At 55.1% G+C, this 19,768-nt stretch carries 15 protein-coding genes; all 15 read left to right on the plus strand.

The window, feature by feature from the left end; all coding sequences use genetic code 11:
- Nucleotides 1-114: 114 nt before the first annotated feature.
- The 15 genes from NTU47_08045 (at nt 115) to NTU47_08115 (ending at nt 19,765) form a co-directional block, all read left to right on the plus strand.
- Nucleotides 115-1,437 (plus strand): nucleotide sugar dehydrogenase, encoded by a 1,323-nt coding sequence (locus NTU47_08045; protein MCX6133747.1) that lies wholly within the window; start codon nt 115-117, stop codon nt 1,435-1,437.
- 201 nt (nt 1,438-1,638) lie between these two features.
- Complete coding sequence (locus tag NTU47_08050; GenBank protein MCX6133748.1) at nt 1,639-2,142, plus strand: HIT domain-containing protein; 504 nt, start codon at nt 1,639-1,641, stop codon at nt 2,140-2,142.
- Nucleotides 2,142-3,302, plus strand: coding sequence for a GDP-mannose 4,6-dehydratase (gene gmd, locus NTU47_08055; GenBank protein ID MCX6133749.1), 1,161 nt, complete (start codon nt 2,142-2,144; stop codon nt 3,300-3,302). The genes NTU47_08050 and gmd overlap by 1 nt, the downstream gene beginning before the upstream one ends.
- Nucleotides 3,295-4,362, plus strand: coding sequence for a GDP-L-fucose synthase (locus tag NTU47_08060; GenBank protein ID MCX6133750.1), 1,068 nt, complete (start codon nt 3,295-3,297; stop codon nt 4,360-4,362). The genes gmd and NTU47_08060 overlap by 8 nt, the downstream gene beginning before the upstream one ends.
- An 88-nt stretch (nt 4,363-4,450) precedes the next feature.
- Nucleotides 4,451-5,749 (plus strand): UDP-glucose/GDP-mannose dehydrogenase family protein, encoded by a 1,299-nt coding sequence (locus tag NTU47_08065; GenBank protein MCX6133751.1) that lies wholly within the window; start codon nt 4,451-4,453, stop codon nt 5,747-5,749.
- Between the two features lie 171 nt (nt 5,750-5,920).
- Nucleotides 5,921-6,847, plus strand: a complete 927-nt coding sequence (locus NTU47_08070) for a DUF362 domain-containing protein (protein ID MCX6133752.1) — start codon at nt 5,921-5,923, stop codon at nt 6,845-6,847.
- Between the two features lie 9 nt (nt 6,848-6,856).
- Nucleotides 6,857-8,416: a 4Fe-4S binding protein gene (locus NTU47_08075; GenBank protein ID MCX6133753.1), complete on the plus strand. Its 1,560-nt coding sequence runs from the start codon at nt 6,857-6,859 to the stop codon at nt 8,414-8,416.
- A gap of 98 nt (nt 8,417-8,514) precedes the next feature.
- The gene (locus tag NTU47_08080; protein ID MCX6133754.1) at nt 8,515-9,657 is read left to right on the plus strand and encodes a galactose mutarotase; all 1,143 of its coding nucleotides are present in this window, start codon (nt 8,515-8,517) and stop codon (nt 9,655-9,657) included.
- Between the two features lie 228 nt (nt 9,658-9,885).
- Nucleotides 9,886-11,373 carry a sugar ABC transporter ATP-binding protein gene (locus NTU47_08085; GenBank protein ID MCX6133755.1) on the plus strand — a complete coding sequence of 496 codons (1,488 nt, stop codon included), beginning with the start codon at nt 9,886-9,888 and terminating at the stop codon, nt 11,371-11,373.
- A 292-nt stretch (nt 11,374-11,665) separates the two neighbouring features.
- Entirely contained in the window at nt 11,666-13,654 is a 1,989-nt protein-coding gene (locus NTU47_08090; GenBank protein ID MCX6133756.1) for a substrate-binding domain-containing protein, read from the plus strand.
- Nucleotides 13,655-13,701: 47 nt separating this feature from the next.
- A complete protein-coding gene (locus NTU47_08095) occupies nt 13,702-14,811 on the plus strand; it encodes a LacI family DNA-binding transcriptional regulator (GenBank protein ID MCX6133757.1) in 1,110 nt (369 codons plus the stop codon).
- A complete protein-coding gene (locus NTU47_08100) occupies nt 14,751-16,445 on the plus strand; it encodes a ribulokinase (protein ID MCX6133758.1) in 1,695 nt (564 codons plus the stop codon). Before NTU47_08095 ends, NTU47_08100 begins: the two co-directional genes overlap by 61 nt.
- A complete protein-coding gene (araD, locus tag NTU47_08105) occupies nt 16,442-17,137 on the plus strand; it encodes an L-ribulose-5-phosphate 4-epimerase AraD (GenBank protein ID MCX6133759.1) in 696 nt (231 codons plus the stop codon). Before NTU47_08100 ends, araD begins: the two co-directional genes overlap by 4 nt.
- Nucleotides 17,138-17,161: 24 nt before the next feature.
- Nucleotides 17,162-18,640 (plus strand): hypothetical protein, encoded by a 1,479-nt coding sequence (locus NTU47_08110; protein ID MCX6133760.1) that lies wholly within the window; start codon nt 17,162-17,164, stop codon nt 18,638-18,640.
- Nucleotides 18,641-18,712: 72 nt separating this feature from the next.
- On the plus strand, nt 18,713-19,765 hold the full coding sequence (locus tag NTU47_08115) for an alcohol dehydrogenase catalytic domain-containing protein (protein ID MCX6133761.1): 1,053 nt from the start codon (nt 18,713-18,715) through the stop codon (nt 19,763-19,765).
- The last annotated feature ends 3 nt before the right edge of the window (nt 19,766-19,768 follow it).

Raw genomic sequence — 19,768 nt, forward strand, 5'->3', positions numbered from 1 at the left:
CGGTGCTCGTTATTCCATCTTCACAGCGCCGTCCTGCTGGCGAAGATCGAAGATCGGACAAGGAATATCGAATCACGAAGTTAACGCCAACAAGTAACTACATACGGGATATTCATGCCTACCCTCGAAAACAAGATCAAACAGAAGAAAGCACGCATTGGTGTTGTAGGACTGGGATATGTCGGACTGCCGCTCGCGGTGGAATTTGCCGCGAAGGGGTTTGAAACCCTCGGTATCGAAGTGGATGAGAGGAAAGTGAAGGCCATCAACGAGGGGAAGAACTACATTGACGATGTCGACAACAAGGTCTTCGCCAAAGTCACCAGGAACGGCCTGCTCAAAGCCGCCGCGAACTATGACGCGGTTTCAGATCTCGATGTGATCTTCATCTGCGTTCCGACCCCTTTTACGGCGAACAAGGAGCCCGATATTTCGTACATCGTCGCGTCGGCGAACGAGATCGCTCCCCGGCTGCGCAAAGGACATCTTATCATCCTGAAAAGCACGACGTTTCCGAATACGACCGAAGGGTATGTACAGCCGATACTGGAGGCGACGGGCCTGAAAGTGGGGAAGGATTTCCACCTAGCATTTTCGCCCGAAAGAATCGATCCGGCGAACAAGAAATGGACGACGGCAAATACGCCGACGGTGGTGGGCGGTGTGACACCCGAGTGTACCCGGCTTGCGTGCCTGATTACGTCGCAGGCTGTCTCCGTCGTCGTCCCGGTCTCCAATCCGAAGGTAGCGGAGATGGAGAAGCTCCTGGAGAATATTTTCCGCAGCGTCAATATTGCGCTCGTCAACGAACTCGCCCAGCTCTGTGACAGGATGGGAGGCATCAACATGTGGGAAGTCGTTGCGGCCGCGGCGACCAAGCCGTTCGGGTTCATGCCGTTCTACCCGGGCCCGGGGATTGGCGGTCATTGTATCCTGATCGATCCATACTATCTCTCCTGGCTGGCCCGTGAGCATGATTTTCAGACCAATTTTATCACGCTTGCCGCTGAGACAAACGAGAACATGCCGTTCTATGTGATGAACATGGTCCAGCGCGAAATCAGCATGATGCCGGTCGCATTTCCGCAGGCGAAGCTCCTGATTCTGGGAGTTGCCTTCAAGCGGGATGTTGACGACACTCGTCATTCGCCGGCCCTCAAAGTCATGGAACTGCTGCTCAAAGACGGGGCGCGGAATATCGTCTACAATGACCCGTTTGTACCAAAGGTCAAGGTCAACGGCAATTCGTATGAGTCAGTACCCCTGACGAAAGAGCTGCTGGCGAGCGTGGATTGCGTGCTCATCACGACGGACCACAGCCAGTATGACTATGAAATGGTCGTGAAGAACGCGAAGCGCGTGATTGATACGCGCAACGCCACGAAGAACGTGAAGAAAGGGAGAGAAAAAATCGTGCTGCTGGGGGATGGGAAGTAGGAATAACGGTGAGCCGTAAACAGTTGGAAATCTCGGTTCGGCTCGGGTATCTTGATCAGACGACGTTTGAGCCAACCGAAACGGATATCATCGAGACCCAGATGATGTTGAGTGGTCTTTCCCGGAGTATCCAACGCTAGGTCTAACCCCCAGTCCTGTTAACCGTTCACTGTTTACTGTTCACACGAATCAGGAGTCAGCGTGAAACGTCTCTTCTCACCTTGGCGCTCAGCCTACATCGCATCCTTCAGGGGCACGAAGAAGAGCAAGGGATGTCTTTTCTGCCGCATTGCCAAGGAGAACCAGGATAAGAAGAACCTCGTCGTGTGGCGCGGCGAACACTGCTTCCTTGTGATGAACCTCTACCCGTACAACAGCGGACACCTCATGGTGGTGCCATACAAGCACACCGCCAACCTCGCTGCCTTGACGAAGGAAACATACGTCGAAATCATGGAAACCACCTTGCGTGGAATGAAGGCTCTTGGGAAGACGAGCGGCCCCCACGGATTCAACCTTGGGGCAAACATAGGCCGTATCGCCGGCGCCGGAATCGACAAACACATCCATTTTCACATTGTCCCGCGCTGGAGCGGCGACACGAACTTCATGCCAGTGCTCACCGACGTGAAGCTCATTTCGGAAGATCTGGCGAACACCTGGGCCAGGTTGAGAACCGCGATGAATCGAAAAGGGAAGAACTGATGTCAAACATTGCGCTGATCACGGGCATCACCGGCCAGGATGGCTCGTATCTTGCCGAACTTCTCCTTTCCAAAGGGTACGAAGTCCACGGCATCATCCGGCGGGCAAGCACGTTCAATACTCACCGGATTGACCACATCTATGTCGACCCCCACGTGCCGCAGGCGAAGATCCATCTTCACTACGGGGATCTCTCCGATCCCGGGCTGATGACCGAAATGATGTACAACATCAGGCCGGACGAAGTTTATCACCTCGGGGCGCAGAGCCACGTCAGGATCTCATTCGATATGCCCGAGTATACCGGCGACATCACAGCGCTTGGCACAACACGGTTGCTCGAAGCCATCCGGAGGAGCGGGATCAAGACACGGTTCTATCAGGCCTCCTCTTCTGAAATGTTTGGCGGGGCGCCGCCGCCGCAGAGCGAAAGCACCCCGTTCCAGCCGCGCAGCCCGTATGCGGTCGCAAAAGTCTATTCGTACTGGATTGTGGTCAACTACCGCGAAGCCTACAATATTCATGCCTCGAACGGGATTCTCTTCAATCACGAAAGTCCGCGCCGCGGCGAAGTGTTCGTGACCCGCAAGATCACCCGCGCGATCGCTGACATGCTCGCCGGCAACGGGAATAGGTTGTACCTCGGCTACCTCGATGCAAAACGGGACTGGGGATTCGCTCCGGAATACGTTCAGATGATGTGGCTCATGCTTCAGCAGGATAAGCCGGATGACTATGTCGTCGGGACCGGTGAATCTCATACCGTCCGGGAATTCCTGGAGCATGCGTTCGAATATGTAGGGATTGAGATCGAGTGGAAGGGGAGCGGTGTCAAGGAAAAAGCCAGGATCAGAAGCCTCCGGAAGGACTTTGTCGGCGGGCTCAAAATCGGCGATGTGGTTGTCGAGATCGATCCAAAGTACTTCCGGCCGACCGAGGTGAATGGGCTTCAGGCAGACATCCGCAAGGCAAAGCGAAAACTCGGCTGGAAACCCACCGTCCTTTTCGGCGATCTTGTCAAAGTCATGATCGATCATGACATGATGCGTGCAGGTTTGACCCCGCCGGGCAAGGGGATCAAAATCATGCAGAAGAAGGATTTTGGCTGGACGAATCACTCTGTAACGCTTCAGGAGAACATAAAGGAAGGCGTTGGATAAGAACGCGAAAATATATGTCGCGGGCCACCGTGGACTGGTGGGTTCGGCGATTGTTCGAAGGCTTGAATCTCTCGGCTTCAACAATATCGTGGTGCGGGGGCAATCTTCGCTCGACCTGCGACGACGTGATGAAGTTGACCGGTTTTTCGCCGGGGAGCAGCCGGAGTATGTTTTTCTCGCGGCTGCAAAGGTCGGAGGAATCCTCGCCAACAGCACCTACAAAGCGGAATTCATTCATGACAACCTGGCCATCGCCCTGAACGTCATCGATGCGAGCCACCGGAATGGCGTAAAGAAACTGCTGAACCTCGGCTCGTCGTGCATCTATCCCAAACTTGCACCTCAGCCCCTGAAAGAAGAATACCTGCTCACCGGCCCTCTGGAACCGACCAACGAACCATACGCCATAGCGAAAATTGCAGCGATCAAGCTGTGCCGGTATTACAACGAGCAGTACGGATCGAATTTCCTTTCCGTGATGCCGACGAACCTGTTCGGCGTCGGAGACAATTTCAATCTCGAGACTTCCCACGTGCTTCCCGCGCTTATGAGGAAGTTCCACCTTGCAAAGCTGCTGAGCTTCGGACGATTTGCAGTGATACGCAACGACCTTCAGGCCACTCCACTCGGATTCGGTCTTGACCTCGGGACACTTGCGAGTGACGCGCAGATCGAGGAAGCGCTCAAGCGCTACGGAGTGTCGCGCTGTTCCCTTCAGCTCTGGGGGACCGGAACAGCGCTCCGCGAGTTTCTCTATTCAGACGATCTTGCTGACGCCGTCGTGTACTTGATGACGCGGTATGACGCGAAAGAGATCGGGGAATTGGTGAACATCGGCGTGGGAACAGATCTCAGCATCAGGGACCTCGCGTATAAGATCAAGCATCTCGTTGGGTTCACCGGTGATATCCACTTTGATGCCTCGAAGCCCGACGGGACACCGCGCAAACTCCTCGATGTTTCAAAGTTGGCATCGCTTGGCTGGGCTCCGGGTATAAGCCTCGACGATGGACTCAAGGCATTGTATGATTGGTACTGCACGGGAGCAAAGTCATGTTGAAGGATTACGCCCCGGAGGCTTTTTCCATTTCACTGTAGTGTTCTTGTGACACTCGACATCAAATCACCAAAATCCGAATGATAAGACTATGAACCTTTCCGTAATTGGTACCGGATACGTCGGCCTCGTTCAGGGAGCATGTTTCGCCGACACCGGAAACAATGTCATTTGCATGGACATTGATGAAAAGAAAATCAACAGCCTGAAAAAAGGAACAATCCCCATTTACGAGCCCGGACTTGAGGAGCTGGTTCGAAAGAACACTCAGGAGGGGCGTCTCGAGTTCACCACGTCCATCAAGACCGCAGTCCAGAAGAGCGATATCATTTTTCTCTGCCTGCCGACGCCTCCCTCGGAGGATGGCTCGGCAGATTTGACGCACGTTCTGAGTGTCACAAAGCAGATCGCAGAATTGGCGAACTCTGAAAAAATCGTTGTCAGCAAAAGCACGGTGCCGGTTGGGACAGTGGACAAGATCAAACAGCTGCTGAAGAAGAAATCGAAGTACGCGATGGAAGTCGTGTCAAACCCGGAGTTCCTCAAAGAAGGATCCGCACTGCAGGATTCGCTCAAGCCGGACAGAGTCGTGATCGGCACCAGGAGCAAGAAGACGAGCGCAACGCTTCAGGAACTGTATGAGCCATTCGTCCGGACGGGGAACCCGATCATTGTGATGGACGAACGGAGCTCTGAGATGACGAAGTACGCGGCGAATGCTTTTCTGGCGACGAAAATCTCGTTCATGAATGAACTGGCCAACCTGTGTGAGGAAGTCGGAGCGGACATCGATTCGATCAGAAGGGGGATCGGATCGGACCCGCGGATCGGAAAGCAGTTCCTGTTCCCGGGCGTGGGATATGGTGGATCGTGCTTCCCGAAGGATGTCAAAGCGCTGGTCAAGACTGCGGAGTCGTACGGGCGGGAGTTGACGATTCTCCGTTCCGTGGACGAGGTGAATGAAACCCAGAAAGCAGTTCTTTTCAAGAAACTGAAGCAGCACTTCAAAGACAACCTGAAGGGGAAGACGGTAGCTCTTTGGGGGCTTTCGTTCAAACCTCAGACGGATGACATACGCGAAGCCCCCTCGCTTGTGATGATTCGCGCACTTCTGAATGCCGGCGTAAGAGTGCGGGCTCATGATCCTATTTCGAACAGCATGGTCGAGCCTCTTTTCAAGGGAAAAGTGGAGTTCTGCGAGAGTTCCTATGACGCACTGAAAGATGCTGATGCCCTCCTCGTCGTGACTGAATGGAATGAATTCAGGCGTCCTGATTTCTCAAAAATGAAAAAAATGATGAAGAAGCCTGTCATTCTTGACGGGCGGAACATCTATGACCCCAAAGAGATGAAAGCAAAGGGGTTCACATACTACAGCATAGGACGCTGATTCTTCAGAATCTGCAAGAAAGTCCCGGTTGGCGGTTGTCGGCCGGGACTTTTTGTTTGTATGGCATACTTTGTGCCGTTTTCTGCGCGTGGCATTGACCTGAACTGAAGGTCTCCTGGAAAGAGACCCGTCACAATTGAGCGAACCGACACGATCAATCAGGAGGAGTGGATGGATAGACGAACCTTTTTCCGAAATTCGCTTGGAGTTTCCGCGCTGGCAGGTTCATATCTGACTCTCGGCGGACCGAAAGATCTTTTCGCGGGCGTTGCCCCTCGAACCGCCGCAGGCACCGTTGATCTCGTTGCAGTGCGCGGGGGCGAAGCTGCTCAGATGTTCCAAAAGGGAATTGAGGCTTTCGGCGGAATTGGTACGTTTGTGAAGAAGGGGCAGAAGGTTGTCATCAAACCGAATATCGGCTGGGATGTACTTCCCGAGCGCGGGGGAAACACGAATCCGAAATTGGTTGCAGAGATCATCAGGCATTGTCTGCAGGCCGGTGCAAAGGAAGTCGTTGTATTCGACCATACGTGCGACGAATGGCAGCGCTGCTACAAGAACAGCGGCATCGAAGCTGCAGTGAAGGATGCGGGAGGGAGAATCGCGCCGGGCCACACCGAAGGATATTATCACGAAGTCGCCATCCCGAAAGGAAAGGTCCTCAAGCAATCCAAGGAGCACGAACTGGTGCTCGCTGCAGATGTGTTCATTAATGTTCCCGTTCTCAAGCACCACAGTTCCAGCCGCATCACGTGTGCGCTGAAGAACCTCATGGGAAATGTGTGGGATCGCGGCTACTGGCATGGGAACGATCTTCACCAATGCATCGCGGACTTTGGCACATTCCGAAATCCGACCCTCAATGTGGTCGATGCGTATTATGTCATGAAACGCAACGGACCGAGAGGCGTATCCGCAGAAGATGTCGTGACAATGAAGGCGCAGCTCCTCTCGACAGACATCGTTGCGATCGATACCGCTGCGGTGAAGATGTTCGGTTCGGAACCGAAGGATGTCCGGCACATACAGATCGCTGCAGAACAAGGTGTTGGCCGGATGGACCTTGAGAACCTCACCATCAAGCGCATCACGCTCTGAGGCAGATCCTTGCATCCACTGAAGAAGATCAGGGTCACGATTGCTGTGGTGGTGTTTGTTCTCGTGTCGGCCGTTTTTCTGGACTTCACGGGCCGGGTTCCAACCTGGTTGATGACGGTCCTCGGCTCGCTGCAGCTCATCCCATCGCTTACCCGGCTTGTCTCCGGACTCACAGTTGCATCGTTGGGTCTGCTCGGTGTACTTCTTCTCACCGTTGCCTTCGGGCGGGTCTATTGCTCCACGATCTGTCCACTCGGCACTCTTCAGGACATTGTCATCCGGCTTTCAGGTCGCATGCGTCGCCGGCGATGGTACCGCTACAAGCCGGCTCCCATCGTTGTCCACTATGCGCTCCTCGCAGTGTCGGCAGTTTTCGCCGTTGCCGGAAGCATGATCCTCGTCGATCTCCTCGAGCCATTCAGCAACTTTGGGCGCATCGCGACCAATCTGGGTGACCCGGTTCTCGTTTCGTTCAACAACGCGGCTGCGTTTGTTCTGAGCCGGTTGGGGATCTTCCTGCTGTTTAACATTCCGCTCCTCCATATCACGGCTGTTGCGGTTCTTCTCACCTTCGCATTTCTCGGCCTTGTGGTCTACCTCTCATACTATCATGGCAGGTTGTTCTGCAATCTGTTGTGCCCGGCGGGTGCTCTGCTTGGATTGATCTCACGCTTCTCGTTGTTCAGAATTTCGATTGTGACAGAGCGGTGCACCGACTGCGGTTTCTGTGAGATGGTTTGTAAGGCGAATTGCCTCGACAGCGGGTCGAAAAGGATCGACGTGCACGCGTGTGTCGGCTGTTTCAACTGTATCGATTCGTGTCCGACCGTGGCGTTGAAGTTTGAGGGGTGGGGGAGAAAGACAAAGGCACCTGAGGAGAGGGTGGTTGATTCGCCCCGACGGGCTTTTCTGGGCGCGCTTGTGGCGACAGGATCTGCCATGGTGTTTCCCGGACAAGGCCCCGCAGGAGATCCGTCCGCATCGACTGCTACCTACGACGCGAGCAGAGGGATGCCGGTGACGCCGCCGGGTTCACAGAGCAGCGACCGGTTTTCGAATCTCTGCACGGCGTGTCATTTGTGTATCAGCGTTTGCCCGCCGCAGGTTCTTTCACCGTCGCTGTTCGAGTATGGCCTGGCAGGCATCATGCAGCCGAAAATGAACTATAATGCGAGCTACTGCAACTACGAGTGCGTTCTCTGTTCACAGGTGTGTCCGACAGGGGCGATCCTTCCTCTCGATGTCGCTGCCAAGAAAGAAATCCAGCTGGGCAGGGCGAGTTTTGTCAAAGACGATTGTATCGTCGTGGCGAAGAAGAAGGATTGCGGTGCATGTTCTGAGCATTGCCCGACGAAGGCTGTCAAAATGGTTCCGTACGAACAGAAACTCGTGATCCCTGAGTTGAATAACGAAATCTGCGTCGGCTGCGGCGCCTGCGAACACGCCTGCCCGACAACGCCCCGGAAAGCCATCTATGTTGTCGCAAACGCGGTGCACCAGAAGGCGAAGAAACCGCAAGAGCAAAAACTGGAAAAACTGATCGATAGCCAGAAGGATTTCCCCTTCTGATTCCTCCGCCAAACGGTTTGCTCTGGACAATCATCCCGCGTTATGGCATATTCATATCGGATTCGCGAGACGCCTACCTTCACGAGAGGAACACTCATATGAAGCCATTCCCCGTCACCTTAATCCTTGGGCTATTTCTTCTTGCTCTCCTTGCTTCATGCACCGGGAAACAACAGGAGTCGACCACGATGGAAAAAATCTCATTCGGAAAGACCAACGAAGGGACAGAGGTGTTCCTCTACACTCTTCACAACAAGAATGGAATGGAAGCCCGGATCACGAACTACGGGGGGATCGTCGTATCCCTGGTCGTGCCGGACCGAGACGGCAAGCGGGCTGATATCGTTCTTGGATTTGATTCCCTGGCGAGCTATCTCAAAGACACACCGTATTTCGGCTCACTGATTGGGCGCTACGGTAACAGGATCGGAAGAGGAAAGTTCGCATTGAACGGAAACTCCTATACGCTTGCGGCTAATAATGGGTTGAACCATCTCCACGGCGGTTTGAAGGGATTCGATAAGGTCGTATGGAGCGTGGATGAAAAGGAAACCATGCCGGGCAAATCCCTGGCGCTGAACTATGTCAGCAAGGATGGGGAAGAAGGATATCCGGGGACGCTCGCCGTCAGAGTCGTGTACTCGGTGACCGAGAACAATGAATTGAAGATCGAATACTCAGCGACGACCGACAAGCAGACCGTGGTGAATCTGACCCATCACTCGTATTTCAACCTGGCCGGAGCAGGAAGCGGAGCCATCCTCGATCATGAACTGTTCATTGATGCAGAACGGTTCACGCCAGTCGACACCGGGTTGATTCCGACGGGTGAGTTGAGAAGCGTGAAGGGAACGCCGATGGACTTCACTGTTCCGACCGCCATTGGAGCCCGCATCAATGAGCCGTACGAACAGCTGAAGAGCGGTGGAGGATACGACCATAACTGGGTCCTGAACAAAGCTGAGAACTCCATGAGCCTGGCCGCGAGAGTGTACGAGAAGACATCGGGTCGGGTGATGGAGGTGCTGACGACCGAACCCGGTATGCAGTTCTATTCCGGCAATTTTCTTAACGGCACGCATGTCGGAAAGGGAGGAAAGAAATACGAGCATCGCTATGGGTTCTGCCTTGAGACCCAGCATTTCCCTGACTCGCCAAACAAGCCGGAGTTCCCGACGACGACTCTAAAGCCCGGCCAGACGCTGGTGTCAGCGACGGTCTACAAATTCTCGGTCCGATAGCAGCAGTGGCTGACGGTTACCCGGTGCCATGGCGTCTGGGTGACGGCGATCTGCTTCAGAATTCCCTTGCTTTTGCGTGTGCGTTACCGCAACTTCTAGCGCAGCGTTTCCGGAGATCCGCTTTCCGTCAGGCAGAGCAACGTGCACCGATGCATGATGTGCTGCGGGAAGGCTCGTTTCTCAAGTCTCCGGGGCCGGACAACAATCACTTCGCTTCCCTCCTGTTCTATGGCTCATCTCCTCGAAGTCAGGCAGATCTCCAAGAGCTTTGGATCAACCCAGGCGCTTCGCCGCGCGTCCTTCACGCTGGCTGCCGGTGAAATCCATGCACTCGTCGGAGAAAACGGAGCCGGCAAATCCACCTTGATGAAGATCCTCTCCGGTGTCCACCAGAAGGAAGAAGGGCAGATTCTCCTTGACGGGAGAGAGGTGAATCCGCAGTCCCCGCAGGAGGCGAGGAGCCTCGGCGTTGGGACTGTGTTTCAGGAGCTGAGCCTCTGCAACAACCTCTCCGTGGCCGAGAACATTTTCGCGAACCGTGAGCCGGGATCATTCGGCCTCGTCAATCACCGGCTTCTGAACAAGCTCAGCGATGATCATCTCCGCGAATTTTCTTTTTCGATACCCGCTGACACCCTCGTCGGCGAACTGAATCTCGCCAGGAAACAGGTCGTCGAGGTTCTGAAAGCGATCGCTCTCAGAGCCAAAATCCTGATCCTCGATGAACCGACCTCCGCACTCGAACGCAGTGATGTCGAGCGCCTCTTCGAGCTTCTTGCCCGGCTGAAGGACCAGGGCACTGGGATCATTTTCATCTCCCATAAACTCGATGAAGTGTTTCGCATCGGGGACAGAATCACCGTCTTCCGCGATGGCGAACATATCGTGACCCTGAACAGCGGCGATACTAATCGGGATGCGATCATCCAATACATGGTGGGCAGAGAAATCCACCAGATCTATCCGCCGAAAGGCGATGGGACGGGAAGAAAGAGACTTCAGGTAACGGACTTCTGTCTCCGGGACACGTTCAACGGCATTACGTTTGATGTCCGGGAGGGCGAAGTGCTCGGAGTCGCCGGATTGACAGGCTCCGGCCGCAGCGAAGTAATGCAATCGATTTTCGCGTATCGGCAGAAGGACTCAGGAACGATCGACCTGGAAGAAATACCCCTCGATCTTGACGCCCCGTCGACGGCAATTGAGCGGGGCATAGTCTACTCGCCGGAGGACAGGAAAGAGCAGGGGCTCTTCCTGAGCCATAGCGTCGCAATGAACATCACCTCAGCATGCCTTGAAGAATGCAGCACGTCGATCCTACTCTCGCCGGCAAAAGTATCTGGCGTCGCATCAAGGATGGTGAAGGATTTGGCGATCAAGGTCAACTCCATCGATCAGGAGGTCGGGTCGCTGAGCGGGGGCAATCAGCAGAAGGTTCTTCTTGCGAAGTGCCTGGCGTGCAAACCAAAGGTGCTGATTGTGGACGAGCCGACACGCGGAATTGATATCGGCTCGAAGATTGAGATCTACGCTCTTCTCCGGGAGTTCACCTCACGTGGCGGATCTGTCATCCTGGTTTCGTCTGAGCTGCAGGAGGTCATCGGGTTGAGCGATCGTGTGATAGTCTTCAAAGATGGAAGAATCGTGGGGGAACTAAAATCAGATCTCACCGAACAGAGCCTCATGGAATTGATGTTTCACCGCACTGCACGCTAACGGCGCGCCTGCTGTTCTTCGACAGCCCGCCTGCCCCAAAAAGCATGGTTTGGCGGGCAGGTTGCACTGTCGAAGAAGGCCCATGCTGGAGTTAAACTCCAGGAGTTCTAATGAGGTTGTCGAGTGGCCGTTCGCGGCGCAATCATGTGCGCAAATGTTGTGCTTGAAAAGAACGAAGCACCATGCAAGATCCGAGAGTAAAACTCTCGCTTGATTCGAGTCCGACAGTCCAACTGTCGGACAGCCGGGAGAAAAAATGTTACACCGCACTGCACAAGAACGACCATAGACTATGAAAAGAATCCTGAAGATTCGGGAGTTTGTCATCCTGCTTGCGGTGATCGTGACCGCCCTCGTGTTTTATGCGGCGCAGCCGGGTGAAGGTAACCGTTTTCTCTCGCTGTCAAATCTCGAAGCCGTGCTGATGGGGATCTCGCTTGACGGGCTGATTGCCATAGGGATGACGTTTGTCATTATCACGGGAGGTTTCGATCTCTCTGTCGGCTCGACGTTTGCGTTCGGCGGCCTGATCGTCGGGGTGCTGCTGCAGAGCGGCTTTTCGACGCCGGTCGCCTTCTTCGGGGCAATACTCGCCGGGTGTGCTGTCGGTCTGTTCAACGGATTCTTCATCACGAAAGTCAAGGTCAATCCATTTGTCACGACGCTTGGTTCGATGACGATCGTACGCGGAATTGTCCTTGTTGCCACACAGGGAAACTCCATCACCGGCTTTCCGTCCGGATTCCTCGCCATCGGCCAAGAGAAGCTGTTCGGAGTCTTCCTGCCGATCCTGATCATGCTCGTGTTCCTTGTTCTCTCCGACTTCCTGCTGAGAAAATCGCGATTTCTGCGCAAGACATACTACATCGGGGGCAACGAAGAAGCGGCCCGCCTTTCCGGAATCGATGTCGATAACCTCAAAGTCTGGATGTATGTCATCACCGGGGCACTCTCCGCCTTTGCCGGGGTCATCGCGACCGCGAAAACCGGAGCGACATCGCCGGTGGCAGGGACCGGTGCAGAGCTGCGGATTATTGCTGCTGTCGTGGTCGGCGGCGCCAGCCTCTCTGGCGGGCGGGGAACAATCTTTGGTACATTCCTCGGGCTGATGCTCACAAGCATCATCACCAACGGTTTGGGGTTCCTCCGCATTTCTTTCTATGCGGAAGGAATCGTATCCGGCACAATCCTCATCATCGCTGTCATGCTCGATCAACTGACACGAGAACGCATACGGCTATTCATTCGCTTTCTGACAACCACAAGGAACAAACGCATGGAACGAGCAATCAATGTTGCCCTGGCTTGCATCGTGGTGTTGCTGTTTGTTTTCAGGCCCTGGGGATCTGTTTCAACGACCACTGAAAGCAAGAAAGCTGCGTCGAGCAACGAAGAGTACGTGTTCATCGGCGTTTCCGTCGGGAATCCGTACTGGGTTGACGCGCGGCTGGGGATGGAAGACAAAGCGAAAATGCTGGGGGTCAAATCCGAATTGCGCGGCCCTACCGGCAACGATCCGAATCAGCAGGTGAAGGAGTTCGAACAACTCATCGCCCGCCGGCCGGCCGGAATCCTTATTGCGCCTGCATCGAACGTCATGACGCCAAGCATCAATCGCGCCATCGATCTTGGAATCCCGGTCATCTGCATCGATACGGATGACCCGAACAGCAAGCGCTACGCGTACATCGGAACGGACAACTACAATGCGGGCCGGCAGACCGGATTGATGCTTGCGCGTGCGATTGGGGGAAAAGGAGAGGTCGCGCTGCTCATGATCCCTGGGCAGCTGAATCACGAAGAGCGGGCACGCGGGTGCAAGGAAGTCCTCGCGACATATCCCGATATCAGGATCGTGAAGATCGGCAATGACCAGGCCCTTGCGACAGAAGCAGAAAAGGTTGCCCGTTCGATATTGCAGGCCTATCCAAACCTCGCCGGATTTGGCTGTGTCAACGCGGCCGGGGGAGAAGGGTGCGCCGTCGCCGTGAAGGAAGCCGGAAAGGTCGGAAAGGTGAAGATCATCGCTATGGACCGGAACGAAACGACGCTCGAGTTCATCGAGCAGGGCATTATCGAAGCCTCGATTGCACAGCGAACGTACACGATGGCATATATGGGCCTCGAGCTACTCTACGATCTTAATCACAACAACATGCAACTCGTCAACAACTGGAGGGAAGCTAAAATCATCCCTCTCCCGCGGAGCATCGATACCGGTACGATTGTGATCGACAAAACGAATGTGAGTGCGTTTCGGCGAAGCGGGAAGAACATGTGAGTGGGAAAAGGTGAAGAGTAAACAGTGAACAGTAAACAGAAACTGATTTGCCATCGATAAAAGACATAGCCGCCCGCGCACAGGTTTCCATCGGTACCGTCGATCGCGTTCTCCACAACAGGGGACGTGTCTCTGCGGAAACCAAGGCACGCGTCGAGCAGATCATCCGAAAGCTCGGCTACCGGCCGAATATCCATGCCCGCAATCTGTCCCTCGATAAGGCGTATAGGTTCGGCATCGTGCTTCCCCGGCTTTCGCAGGACAGCGGGTATTGGAACATACCGATGATGGGAATCGAGAGGGCCGGACGCGAACTGCAAGTATACAAGGTGCACCTGCGTTCACACTACTTCGACCGGTATTCCGAACGATCATTCGAACGCGCCCTTCGCGACGCGCTGGGGGCGAAACCCGACGGACTGCTCATCGCTCCGGTCCTTCCGCAAATCGCGCAAAAGCTCATACCTGCGATTCCGGGAGGAATTCCGTTTGTCTTCATCGATTCTATGATTCCGGGAACGGAGTGCCTCTCGTTCATCGGCCAGGACCCTTACCAGAGCGGTCTTCTGGCAGCGGGGTTGATGCTTAAGTCGGTGCGGAACGGCAGGTCGGTTGCGATTGTCAAGGTTATGCCTGAGGATTTCCACATCACGGAAAGAATTCGCGGGTTTCTCTCAGGTCTGCGCGACAGTCCCCAGCAAGGGGCGCGAGTGTATGAGGTTGACAGCCATAAGGGCGAGAAGGCGTTCGCCGGAGTTGTTGAGCTCATGCTGCGGGAGAACAAGAACCTGGGCGGCGTGTTTGTTTCGAACGCCTGGACACACTCAGTTGCTCGGCTGGTCAATGCACTCCCGGACCGGGAAAGAGTCTCCCTCATCGGTTACGACCTCGTCGAGAAGAATCTCAGAGCGCTCGAAAGAAACGCCGTTGACTTCTTGATCAGTCAAAGACCCGAAATGCAGGGGTACGAAGGAGTCTACTGTCTGTACGAACACGTGGTTCTCCGTGAGCCTGTCAAGCGAAAGATCATGGTTCCCATCGACATCCTCACAAGAGACAACGTCCAATACTATCAGGATTACACACGCGAGGAATTATGGACACCAAGCGTTTCGTCATCGGAGTTGACTACGGGACTGATTCAGTCCGCACTCTGATTGTTGACGCGGCGGACGGTACTGAGGTTTCCAGCGCGGTATTTCACTATCCGCGTTGGCGGGATGGGAAGTATTGCGACCCGGCCCGCAATCAGTTTCGGCAGCATCCTCTCGACTATATCGAGGGGCTTGAGTGCACAGTCCGACAGGCACTGCTCGAGGCGCCTGTGGGGACAGCGGAGAAAATTGCCGGCCTGTCGGTGGATACCACCGGCTCGACCCCCGTGGCCGTTGACAGGCAAGGGACGCCTCTCGCACTGCTCGCCGAGTTTGCAGAGAATCCGAACGCGATGTTCGTCCTCTGGAAAGACCATACAGCGGTCGATGAAGCGGGCGAAATTAATACGCTCGCGCGATCATGGGGAGGCATTGACTATACTCAATATGAGGGAGGCATTTATTCCTCTGAGTGGTTTTGGGCGAAACTGCTTCACATCCTTCGCGAAGATCCTGCCGTTCGCAAAGCTGCATTTTCATGGGTCGAGCACTGCGATTGGATACCTGCGATGCTGACAGGGCAGACCGATCCGTTGACCATAAAGCGGAGTCGATGTGCAGCCGGCCACAAGGCAATGTGGCACGAATCGTATGGCGGGCTTCCGTCAGAAGAATTCCTTGGAATACTCGATCCTCTCCTGGCCGGACTGCGCGGCAGACTGTTCGAGAAGACATACACAAGCGACATCAGCGTCGGGACACTGACGGCTGACTGGGCCCGACGGCTCGGCCTTTATGCGGGGGTGCAGATTGGCGTTGGAGCATTTGATGCGCACATGGGAGCTGTCGGAGGCGAGATTACTCCGTATGTTTTGCTCAAGATCATGGGCACGTCAACGTGTGACATGCTCGTCGCCCCGCCCCGAGAACTCGGCAATCGGCTCGTGAAGGGTATATGCGGCCAGGTCGATGGATCAATCATACCGGGAATGATCGGACTCGAAGCGGGACAATCGGCATTCGGAGACGTCTATGCATGGTTCCGTGACCTGCTGTTATGGCCGATCGGGAACGTCGTCGCCCGGAGCGAGTTGCTCGATGAGCGAACCAAAACGAAGGTCATCGAAGAAGCGACTGAGCGCATGATTACGACGCTCTCCATGGAGGCGGCCCGGCTTCCGGTTGATGAGTCCGGGATTCTGGCGCTCGACTGGATGAACGGGCGAAGGACTCCTGATGCAAATCAGCTGTTGAAAGGAGCTATCACGGGGCTCACGCTTGGAAGCGATGCTCCCCGAATGTTCCGCGCGCTCGTTGAATCGACGGCATTCGGAGCGAGGAAAATCGTCGAACGCTTCCGCAGCGAGGGGGTACGGATCGAAGGCGTGATTGCTATCGGCGGTGTTGCGAAGAAATCCCCGTTCATCATGCAGGTCGTTGCCGATGTGCTGGACATGCCCATCAAAGTACCCCGGTCTGAGCAAACCTGCGCACTGGGTGCATCGATGTGCGCTGCGGTCGCGGCCGGGATTTATCAATCCGTCGAGGAAGCGAAACAAGGAATGGGGAGCGGAATCGAACAGGAGTACCGCCCCGACCCCGTGCGTGCGAAACAATACGACACGCTCTACAATCGCTATGGCAAGCTGGGAGAATATGTGGAACAGGAAATCCAGAGCATGAGGAGGCAGCGATGAGCTCAATCAGCGGACTTAAGCAGCGTGTGTGGAAGGCGAACAGGGAATTGCCGCACATGGGACTCGTTGTGCAGGCGTTTGGCAACGTCAGCGGGATCGACCGCGCTGAGGGCCTGGTGGCGATCAAGCCGAGCGGTGTGCCGTACCACGATCTCAAAGTGGATGACATTGTCGTGGTCGACCTGGAAAACAAGATTGTTGAGGGAAGGCTCCGGCCGTCTTCGGACACGAAGACCCATACGCATTTGTACCGGAGCTTTCCGGAGATAGGCGGCATTGTCCACACTCATTCGACGTATGCGGTAGCGTGGGCGCAGGCCCTGAAACCGATACCGATACTCGGAACGACGCACGCGGACTTCCTGCCGGGCGAGATCCCCTGCACCGAGGTCATGAGCGATGAGATGATCCAAGGCGACTATGAGGAGGAAACAGGAAAGCAGATTGTGAACGCGTTCGGCGCTCGTTCATACAGAGACACTCAAATGGTGCTCGTCGGTGGTCATGGACCGTTCGCATGGGGGGACTCTCCGGAGCAGGCCTTGCATCATAGTCAGATACTCGAAGGACTGGCGAAAATGGCATATCTGACGCTGCAAATTAATCCGGCGGCGATGCCGCTGAAGAGAACGTTGATCAATAAACACTACCTGAGAAAGCATGGTCCTGATGCATACTACGGGCAGAAATAGAATGACTTTGAAAGGAGAGATCGTATGAAGAATATTCCGACGGTGACAATGGGTGTGCTGGCAGTAAGCAGGGATTGCTTCCTGGCTGAACTCTCGAGAAAACGGCGGGCAAAAGTCGTTGAGGAATGTAAAGCCAGGAACATCCACGTTGTCGAACTACAGACCATCGTTGAAAACGAAAACGACGTTCTGAAGGCTCTCGATGAACTCAGGGAAAAGAAGATCAATGCTCTCGTCTTGTATCTGGGCAATTTCGGTCCGGAAGGGCCGACCACGCTTCTCGCTCAGAAATTCCAGGGACCCGTCATGCTCGCCGCCGCTGCGGAGGAGACAGGAAAGGACCTCTACGACGGAAGGGGAGACGCCTACTGCGGACTCCTGAGCGCGTCGTACAACGTCGGGTTGCGGAATCTCAACGTCCACATCCCGCGTAACCCGGTCGGGTCTGGAGCCGATGTCGCCGAGATGATACGGGAGTTCATGCCCGTCGCGAGAATATGCATTGGCCTGAAGCAGTTGAAGATCTTCTCGTTCGGTCCGCGCCCATTTGATTTCCTCACCTGTCATGCTCCGATCAAGCCGCTCTTTGATATTGGTGTCGAGATCATGGAAAACAGCGAGCTGGATATGTACGACATCTTCCTTTCGAAAAAGGGAGACCCGCGGATCAAGTCGGTTGCTGCAGACATGGCGAAAGAACTTGGGAAAGGGAACATGTATCCCGATCTGCTGGAACCGCTCGCGCAGTTTGAAATCGCACTCCTGGATTTCATGGAGAAGAACCTCGGCGCGTCGAAGTACGCCGTGTTTGCGAACAAGTGCTGGCCTTCCTTCGAGAAGTACTTCGGGTTTGTGCCGTGCTTCATCAATTCCAGGCTCGCGACGCACGGAATACCAATTTCGTGTGAATCAGACATCTATGGTGCATTGAGCGAGTACATTGCGACGTGCGCAACAGAGATGCCGGCAGCAATTCTCGACATCAACAACACCGTTCCGCAGGATATGTATGAGGAGTCCCGGCCAACCGTCGGGCAGTACACGAACAATGATCTTTTTATGGGATTCCATTGCGGCAACACGTCTTCATCCTGCATGGCCACGTTCGAAATGAAGTACCAGCTTATCATGCACCGACTGATGGAACCGGGAAAGGATCCGAAGATCACGCGCGGCACGCTGGAAGGGCAGATACGGCCGGGAACAATGACGTTGTTCAGACTTCAGTCGACTGCGGACGCCGAGTTGAAGGCTTACGTCGCAGAGGGGGAGATCCTCAACATCAATCCGAAATCGTTTGGATGCATTGCGGTGTTTGCGGTGCGTGAGATGGGGAGATTCTACCGCCACGTGCTCCTTGACAAGAGATTCCCGCACCATACGGCGGTGGCATTCGACCACTCCGGGCGCTCACTCTGGGATGCCATGCGGCTGATGGGAATCAAGGACCTTTCGTTCAATCGCCCGGCAGGTGTGCTGTATGAAGGCGAGAGTATGTTCTAATCCGGAATTCGCCGAGGGACTTCAGCCCTTTCGTATCCAGTGTCCGATAGGCCAAACGAAGGAAATTTAATCATGGCCATGACCGGTGTACGACTCCACGCTCCGCGAGAAATGAAAGTGGAGCAGCTATCTGATCCGAAACCTCCAGCGAAAGGCGAGGTGCTCATTCGCGTGGGAGCTGCCGGCATCTGTGGCAGCGATCTTCACACGTATCTTGATGCACAGATAGGCGATACCAAGCTGAGGGGCCCTCTCGTCCTTGGGCATGAGTTCGCCGGTACGGTGGAACAGGTCGGCGACGATGCGTTCACCGAGGACCTGACCGGTTTGCAGCCGGGAATGCGCGTGGCGGTGGATCCGGCTCAGCCATGCGGTCTGTGCGAGTTGTGTCTCCGCGGTCATCCGAATCTTTGCACGAGTCTGCATTTCTGCGGCCTGTACCCGGACGGAGGATGTTTCTGTGAACGCATCGTGATGCCTGCCCGGTCCTGTTTCCCTCTTCCTGACGCAGTGGACCTGGAGTCCGGGGCATTGCTCGAACCATTGGGTGTTGCACTTCACGCTGTCGATCTCGCCAAGCCAACCTCAGATGAATCAGCGGTCATTGTCGGCGCAGGTCCGATCGGGCTCCTGATTCTCCAGGCCGCAACCCTTGCCGGCATGAAGCCGGTCTATGTCGTGGAGCAGCTTCCGTGGCGACTTTCGCTCGTCGAGAAGTTCGGCGGTATCCCGATCGACTCGGCCAGAACGAATGCGCGGGAAAAACTGATGATCCAGACGCTCGGGCGCGGCGTCGATGTCGCTTTCGAAGCCGCGTGGGCTGACTCGACGATTCAGCTCGCGGCGGAAATGACGCGCCACGGAGGTTGTCTCGTCCTGGTGGGAATTCCGCGCGAAGACCAGCTCACCCTGCAGCATTCGACGGCACGCCGCAAGGGGCTTACGATTCTGCTGTCGAGGCGCATGAAACACACGTATCCACGCGCCATCGATCTTGTGGCAAAAGGGCTCATCGACGTCAAAAGCCTAGTCAGTCACCGCTTCCCGCTGACACAAGTGCCCCAGGCCTTCTCGTTGAATGCGGATTACCGCGACCACGTTGTCAAAGTCATGATAACGTACTAACTG

This window comes from Ignavibacteriales bacterium, from assembly GCA_026390595.1.
Lineage (GTDB): Bacteria > Bacteroidota > Ignavibacteria > UBA10030 > UBA10030 > UBA9647.

What these genes read in the sequence shown, in the direction of transcription:
- NTU47_08045 (MCX6133747.1), top strand. Translation starts at nt 115, where the DNA reads ATGCCTACCCTCGAAAACAAGATCAAACAGAAGAAAGCACGCATTGGT.
- NTU47_08100 (MCX6133758.1), top strand. Translation starts at nt 14,751, where the DNA reads ATGGACACCAAGCGTTTCGTCATCGGAGTTGACTACGGGACTGATTCA.
- araD (MCX6133759.1), top strand. Translation starts at nt 16,442, where the DNA reads ATGAGCTCAATCAGCGGACTTAAGCAGCGTGTGTGGAAGGCGAACAGG.
- NTU47_08115 (MCX6133761.1), top strand. Translation starts at nt 18,713, where the DNA reads ATGGCCATGACCGGTGTACGACTCCACGCTCCGCGAGAAATGAAAGTG.
- NTU47_08080 (MCX6133754.1), top strand. Translation starts at nt 8,515, where the DNA reads ATGAAGCCATTCCCCGTCACCTTAATCCTTGGGCTATTTCTTCTTGCT.
- NTU47_08110 (MCX6133760.1), top strand. Translation starts at nt 17,162, where the DNA reads ATGAAGAATATTCCGACGGTGACAATGGGTGTGCTGGCAGTAAGCAGG.
- NTU47_08065 (MCX6133751.1), top strand. Translation starts at nt 4,451, where the DNA reads ATGAACCTTTCCGTAATTGGTACCGGATACGTCGGCCTCGTTCAGGGA.
- NTU47_08085 (MCX6133755.1), top strand. Translation starts at nt 9,886, where the DNA reads ATGGCTCATCTCCTCGAAGTCAGGCAGATCTCCAAGAGCTTTGGATCA.
- NTU47_08090 (MCX6133756.1), top strand. Translation starts at nt 11,666, where the DNA reads ATGAAAAGAATCCTGAAGATTCGGGAGTTTGTCATCCTGCTTGCGGTG.
- gmd (MCX6133749.1), top strand. Translation starts at nt 2,142, where the DNA reads ATGTCAAACATTGCGCTGATCACGGGCATCACCGGCCAGGATGGCTCG.
- NTU47_08070 (MCX6133752.1), top strand. Translation starts at nt 5,921, where the DNA reads ATGGATAGACGAACCTTTTTCCGAAATTCGCTTGGAGTTTCCGCGCTG.